This window comes from Ignavibacteria bacterium (assembly GCA_025612375.1).
GTDB lineage: Bacteria > Bacteroidota > Ignavibacteria > Ignavibacteriales > SURF-24 > JAAXKN01.
In genome coordinates, this window is sequence record JAAXKN010000080.1 from 1 (window position 1) to 5,734 (window position 5,734).

Here is a 5,734-nt window from a genome sequence, read left to right on the forward strand (position 1 = left end):
CCATCATGCACTATCCCGCAAGCGGACTTAAGAAGGACATCCTGCTTTTCCTGATCAGGTATACCTATGGCTATCAGCGCAACACGGTTGAAGTCACGATTAAGGAAATTTCAGAAGATCTAAAGAGGCCAAAGAGCAAGGTTGGTGCAGCCTTAAGAGAGCTGATCAGGGATAAAATAATTGAAGTTATACGTAATTATGATGCAGCTCAGAAGGCGAGAATTCTGTCCCTGAATACGGCTTCTGAGCAATGGAATTTAACAGAGATACAGCCTGGTAACAGACAGTGTACCAAAAGGTCTACTGTATACCAAAAGGGGTGCAGTTCCGGGTACCAAAAGGTACACTGTAAAGGATACCAAAAGGTACACAGCTATCCCGCTCAAACCCCTGTAAACAAAGGCCGAAATGCTGCCCCAAAGAAATCTTTAAAGAAAGAAAAGAAAAAATACAGTATGAACTCTGTCGAGTTCAGGCTTTCGTTTCTTCTTTTTAACCTTCTTAAGGAAAGAAGAGAAAACTTAAGTCAGCCGAATATGCAGCAATGGTGCAAGCATATAGACAGGCTTATAAGGATTGACAGGCAATCTCCGGAAGAGGTCGAAAGGGTAATTCAATGGAGTCAGAAGCACATTTTCTGGCAAAGTAAAACAATCAGCGCGGAAAAATTACGGAAGCACTATCTAAGCCTTGCCATGCAGATGGGTTCAGAGGCTGAAAAGAATAAGTCCGCTGGTCAAAATAATTCACATGTTTCAGAATCAGACAGGATAAGGCTATGACAGCAAAAGAAAGGAACACCTTCGAACAGACTGTAATAAGCTCCATTCTGAAGAGTAAGGAGCTGTTTATGGAAGTCTTCAACTTCTGCCATAACAATGAGGCTTTCATGATCAGGGAGAACAGGCAGTTATTCGATTATGCAGTGGAATATTTTTACGAGTATGGAAAGGAACCCGGCCTGCGTACATTAAACCAGCACCTTGTAAGCAAAGAAAACGGAGGCAGGCTGAAGGAATACCTTAAGGATCACATTGTAAATGCCGAATACGCCCTGAACCCGGTTGATTATGTAAGGCGCCTCCTTGACGACAACATTAATCACGAAATTAACGACGCCGTTAAGACAACCGGCGGCCCGGGCTTTGACCGCGCAATTGCATTAAATGAATCCATCGGCGGCATAATTACAAAGTACACATCCAATTATTCACGTGTCCTTACAAATGCCGAGGTGGGAAGGAGGGTTTACGAGGACCTGGAAAAGGCTGTAAAAGGCGAGCATTCGGATTACATACCCACAGGATTTAAGACTCTGGATAAGGATATAGTAGGCATTCCCAAAAGGGATCTGACAATAGTTGCAAGCCGGCCCGGAATGGGAAAATCGCAGTTCATGGTTGCGTTATTGAGGAATTTCATTAAGCAGGGCATCAAGTGCGGCATCTTCAGTCTGGAGATGAGTGTGGACAGCCTGTGGCACCGCCTTCTGGCCGCTGAGACGGGCATAAACGCATTAAAGATAGAACGCGGCGATCTTTCAGAAGAGGAGATGAAAAAGATCAAGTCTGCAATTGGAGAGCTCTCCAAGGACAACTATATAATTGACGACAACGGGCACCAGACGCCGGAATCGATTAAAGCGAAAATAAGCCTCTGGAAAGCAAAAAGCAGTCTGGAGGTTGTGATGGTGGACTATCTGACCTTAATCGATTACAACTGCGACGAGAGAAGAAACGACCTTAACATAGGCAAACTGACGAAGAATCTGAGGGCATTTTCCAAGAAAACCGGGATCCCAATAGTATTTTTAAGCCAGTTAAACCGTGCCGTTGAATCGAGGGTTGACAAAAGGCCGCAGATGCAGGACCTCAGGGAGTCGGGCGACATAGAGCAGGATGCCGCCACAGTAATGTTCATCTACAGGCCGAGCTATTACGGGCTTGATTCCTTTAAGGACAGCAAGGAGCGTTACATGACGAAAGAGGGGTTTATGTTAAAGGCGGAGGAGTATGCGGAAATAATAATAAGGAAAGCGCGCAGCGGCATAACAGGTGCTCATCCCATGAGGTGCGTACTAAGCCTTCAGAGGTTTGAAGAAGTCACCCCCGCATTTGCAAGCACAGACCTCAGCAGCAATTACGGACAATAAAACAATTGAAGTTCAGAAAGCCACTTAAATCATAGATTATGGAATCATACCGCCTGTCTCTGGCGGATGTTGGCAGGTAAAAGATAAGTTGAAAACTTGTTTTTTTGCTTTTATGCTGTTAGCTTATGTTTATAAATCTTCGTATTTATGGAAAACCAAATAAAACGGTAAAAATGGAAAAGACCTCTTTTGAAATATTAGACGACATTGTAAAAAGGATTGTTGAAACAAGCAGACCTTCCAAAGTCATTTTATTTGGTTCAGCTGCCAGGGGTAATATGACAGAGAACAGCGACTTTGATCTTCTGGTGATAATGAAGAACGGCATTCACAGGCGCAGAACGGCACAGCAGATCTACAGGGATATATCAGACATCGGCTTTGCAAGTGACATACTAGTTGTTACCGAGGAGGATTTAGAGCTCTACGGGGAAGATGAGGCGAGTATAATTAAACCTGCACTAAAAGAAGGCAAAATTCTCTATGCCTCCTGATAACATTTCCACAGCAAAAAACTGGCTTAAAAGGGCAAAGAGCAACCTGATCAGGTCAATGATGCCCAAACCTGAAGACGTGTTTTGGGAAGATCTCTGTTATGATGCCCAGCAATGTGTGGAGAAGTCCTTAAAGGCATTTCTATTATTTCATCAGATTAAATTCAGATATGTCCATGATATTGGCGAACTGTTAAAGACACTCAGTACAAATGGAGTCACATATCCTGATGAGTTTAAGGATGCAGTGACATTAACTGATTATGCCGTGGAGACAAGGTATCCTGTAATATCAGAACCTGTATCGGAAGAGGAATACAAAGAAGCAGTCCAAATTGCAGGAATGGTATATAACTGGATTGAAACTGAAATTGACAGGCAGTATAAGCTTAGACTATAGGGAGACTTCTCATGTCCGTTTTTCGCTTTTTGTACATTCCATAAATAGAACTGACCCTTTCATAAAAAAAATTGAAATAATTTTCCGAAAACGCTCTTTGTCACCATTTATATAAGTGTAGGGATAATTATTTTTGTGGTTATTCCCGGCTGATACGAGCATAAGACTTAATATGATCCTTGCCTCTGAGGAGCACATACTAAGCCTTGAGAATGGTAAAAAGCGCTTTATGGATGAGGTTACATCCTTATCCCGGGCTTTTGCAATTGCCATACCTCATGACGATGCAGAAGTAATTGAAGAGCTGATAAGGCTGGGTAAAGAAATCCAGAAGATGGATAAAGAGCCCAAGGAGATGGGGATGTCGGGCTATGAGTACGCTTTATAGAGGATAATGAAAGCGCGCGTGAGCTGATGCAGAAGGACAAACTCCGTGAGCTTGCAGTAGTATTATACGAAAAAGTGAAGCAGAATGCCTCCATAGACTGGACGTTAAAGGAAAGCGTAAAGGCAAAATTAAAAATCGTTGTAAAGAGGACCTTAAGGCAGTACGGCTACCCGCCCGACATGGAAAAGCTGGCAACAGAAACCGTCTTAAAGCAGGCAGAGCTGATTGCCGATGAGCTGACGAAATAAATTACTGAATATCCTCCGGAATACCTTATAATATAGTAGTCCATAATTTCTGAAAACAATATTTACTATCCTTTTTTTGATAACTGCAGCGGAACTGCATTCGCAGGTTATTCTTGATTCTGCATATGCTCATAAATCTTCAGATCAGCTGAAGGAAATATTTGACAGGTGGGCTGATCAGTCAAAACCTGTTAGTGAAAATGAGTTGAAACTAAAACGCAATCACGAAAAGTATGCTTATGAAATCTTTGAGGATTTTTATACTCCCAAATCGATTTCAAGGGTTGGCCATTCAGAATTCGGGGATTCTGTATACAATGATATAGAATATGCTTTTGTACAGAATGAAGTAATTATTGAGATTTATAATAAGCTTATTCTGGATAATTATAGTTCTTTGGACTACTCCAAGCCGTTAAGCGAATATAAATTGGTAGATTTCAGGCCCAGGGTTAAAGTCCCGAATTCAAAGATCATTTATTTGGATGAATTTACTAAATCATCTATTAATGATTTTTTGAAAAGTAACTTTACTCCAATGGGGGAGAATAATCTTATGGACCCTGCTGCTGCAGAGGGTGAGAGCCAAGAGCGTTTGGAATTCATTAATCAATATGCCAGAATATATCCCGGCCATTGGGGTAATTTCTGGAAAATCGAGACATGCCCGACAGTATCTATTAGATTTAACAAAACATTTACCAAAGCCGCAGTGGACTTCCGCTTGTTTTATCAGGGCGGATCAGCTCTATATTTACGTAAAAATAATAAATGGAAGTTTAAGAAGTCATCACTCATCTGGATTGAATAAACTGATATAGCGTCTGTCAGAGAAAGCGGGCTTTAGCAGGGGAATCTTATCTTTGGATTTCAATTGTTGCCCACATTTTATTTAGCCGCAGTATCCCTGTATGACCACCCGCATTTTTCACATTTTATGTTATCAGCTTTTATTTAACTACCGCACATAATGCAGACGGTTGCCTCCGAAAGATCATCTTCATAATTCTCTTCCAGGGGAATTCACTCCTTTTTTTCTTTAGGCTCGGGAGGTAATCCAAGGCTTATCTCATGCATCCTGGTACTAAGCACTTTTATCTCACCATCAAATATTCTGAACTTTACTGCGAAATAATATCCATCGTTTTCAAACACATTATCTGTTATGTGAAGCGCCGTGCAATATAAATTTTTCTTTTTATCGAATACAGGTCTTAGCATTCTTACAAGATAATAATTAAATTCACTGCTGTTCTTATACTCCCTGAATGTAGCACTGGTAATGTTTTTCTCAGGTATTTTATAATAAGGCTCCATTTTTTTATAAACATCATCCCATTTAGGGAGTGTATCAATCAGGATAAATTTTGATGATTGTTTTGCAAATACCTTATCTCCGAACAGGTTATCTTTTTTGCTGGAAGTGTCAGATATTACTAACCATTCAAGTGCCTGCCGGATAGTGGCCTTAAAATTATAATCGGTAAGGATGAAAAATGTTTTTGTGGAGTCAAATTGGTAAAATTTACCCTCAAAATCCTTTGCCTGCAATGAAGCCTGTTTATGAACAGCCTTAAAAATTGGGGACATATCCAAAGGCTCGCTATTTTTTTTAGCACATGAAGCAAAAATGATTGATATGCATATTGCAGCAACTGATACAATCCGATTGGCCATTTCTCTCCGTTGTACATGAAAATTAAATGATTGGACAAAGATAGGTAAATTCAAAATTAATTGTTATCAATATCAATCCAGCCAACTGAATAATTATTGGAATTTCAGATCGTGCGTTTTACTCCGGGTTTTGATATCATTCATTATAAGCCTGATCCGGAACAAGAAAAATGATTCAAAAAGCACTGGAATTCCAAAAAAAATAAAAATAATTTTCCGAAAACGCTCTTTGTCACCATATATATAAGTGTAGGGAATTACCGGGTTTGGTCTTTTGGGATCAGCTTTACATTTCTCTGTGTAAATAAAATATATTCATGTGCTCATTTTTTCTGTTAATTAAGGGAGCAGTTAAATGCGTATTTTATTCAAAAT

Annotated in this window: 6 protein-coding genes and 1 pseudogene; 6 read left to right on the top strand and 1 reads right to left on the bottom strand. The window is 40.2% G+C overall.

What is annotated here, in order from left to right; translation table 11 throughout:
• The 6 genes and pseudogenes from HF312_21015 to HF312_21040 form a co-directional block, all read left to right on the top strand.
• Window positions 1-782: hypothetical protein (locus tag HF312_21015; GenBank protein ID MCU7522703.1), on the top strand; the 782-nt coding region annotated here is incomplete at its 5' end.
• Entirely contained in the window at window positions 779-2,152 is a 1,374-nt protein-coding gene (locus HF312_21020) for a hypothetical protein (protein MCU7522704.1), read from the top strand. The genes HF312_21015 and HF312_21020, both read left to right, overlap by 4 nt.
• Window positions 2,153-2,325: 173 nt before the next feature.
• The gene (locus HF312_21025; GenBank protein ID MCU7522705.1) at window positions 2,326-2,646 is read left to right on the top strand and encodes a nucleotidyltransferase domain-containing protein; all 321 of its coding nucleotides are present in this window, start codon (window positions 2,326-2,328) and stop codon (window positions 2,644-2,646) included.
• Window positions 2,636-3,046, top strand: coding sequence for a HEPN domain-containing protein (locus tag HF312_21030; GenBank protein ID MCU7522706.1), 411 nt, complete (start codon window positions 2,636-2,638; stop codon window positions 3,044-3,046). The genes HF312_21025 and HF312_21030 overlap by 11 nt, the downstream gene beginning before the upstream one ends.
• 142 nt (window positions 3,047-3,188) lie before the next feature.
• A pseudogene (locus HF312_21035) lies at window positions 3,189-3,682 on the top strand (DUF3387 domain-containing protein).
• Between the two features lie 76 nt (window positions 3,683-3,758).
• On the top strand, window positions 3,759-4,493 hold the full coding sequence (locus HF312_21040; protein MCU7522707.1) for a hypothetical protein: 735 nt from the start codon (window positions 3,759-3,761) through the stop codon (window positions 4,491-4,493).
• 212 nt (window positions 4,494-4,705) lie between these two features.
• On the opposite strand, the gene HF312_21045 is transcribed toward HF312_21040, so the two are convergent.
• Window positions 4,706-5,359 carry a hypothetical protein gene (locus HF312_21045; protein MCU7522708.1) on the bottom strand — a complete coding sequence of 218 codons (654 nt, stop codon included), beginning with the start codon at window positions 5,357-5,359 and terminating at the stop codon, window positions 4,706-4,708.
• Window positions 5,360-5,734: the final 375 nt, after the last annotated feature.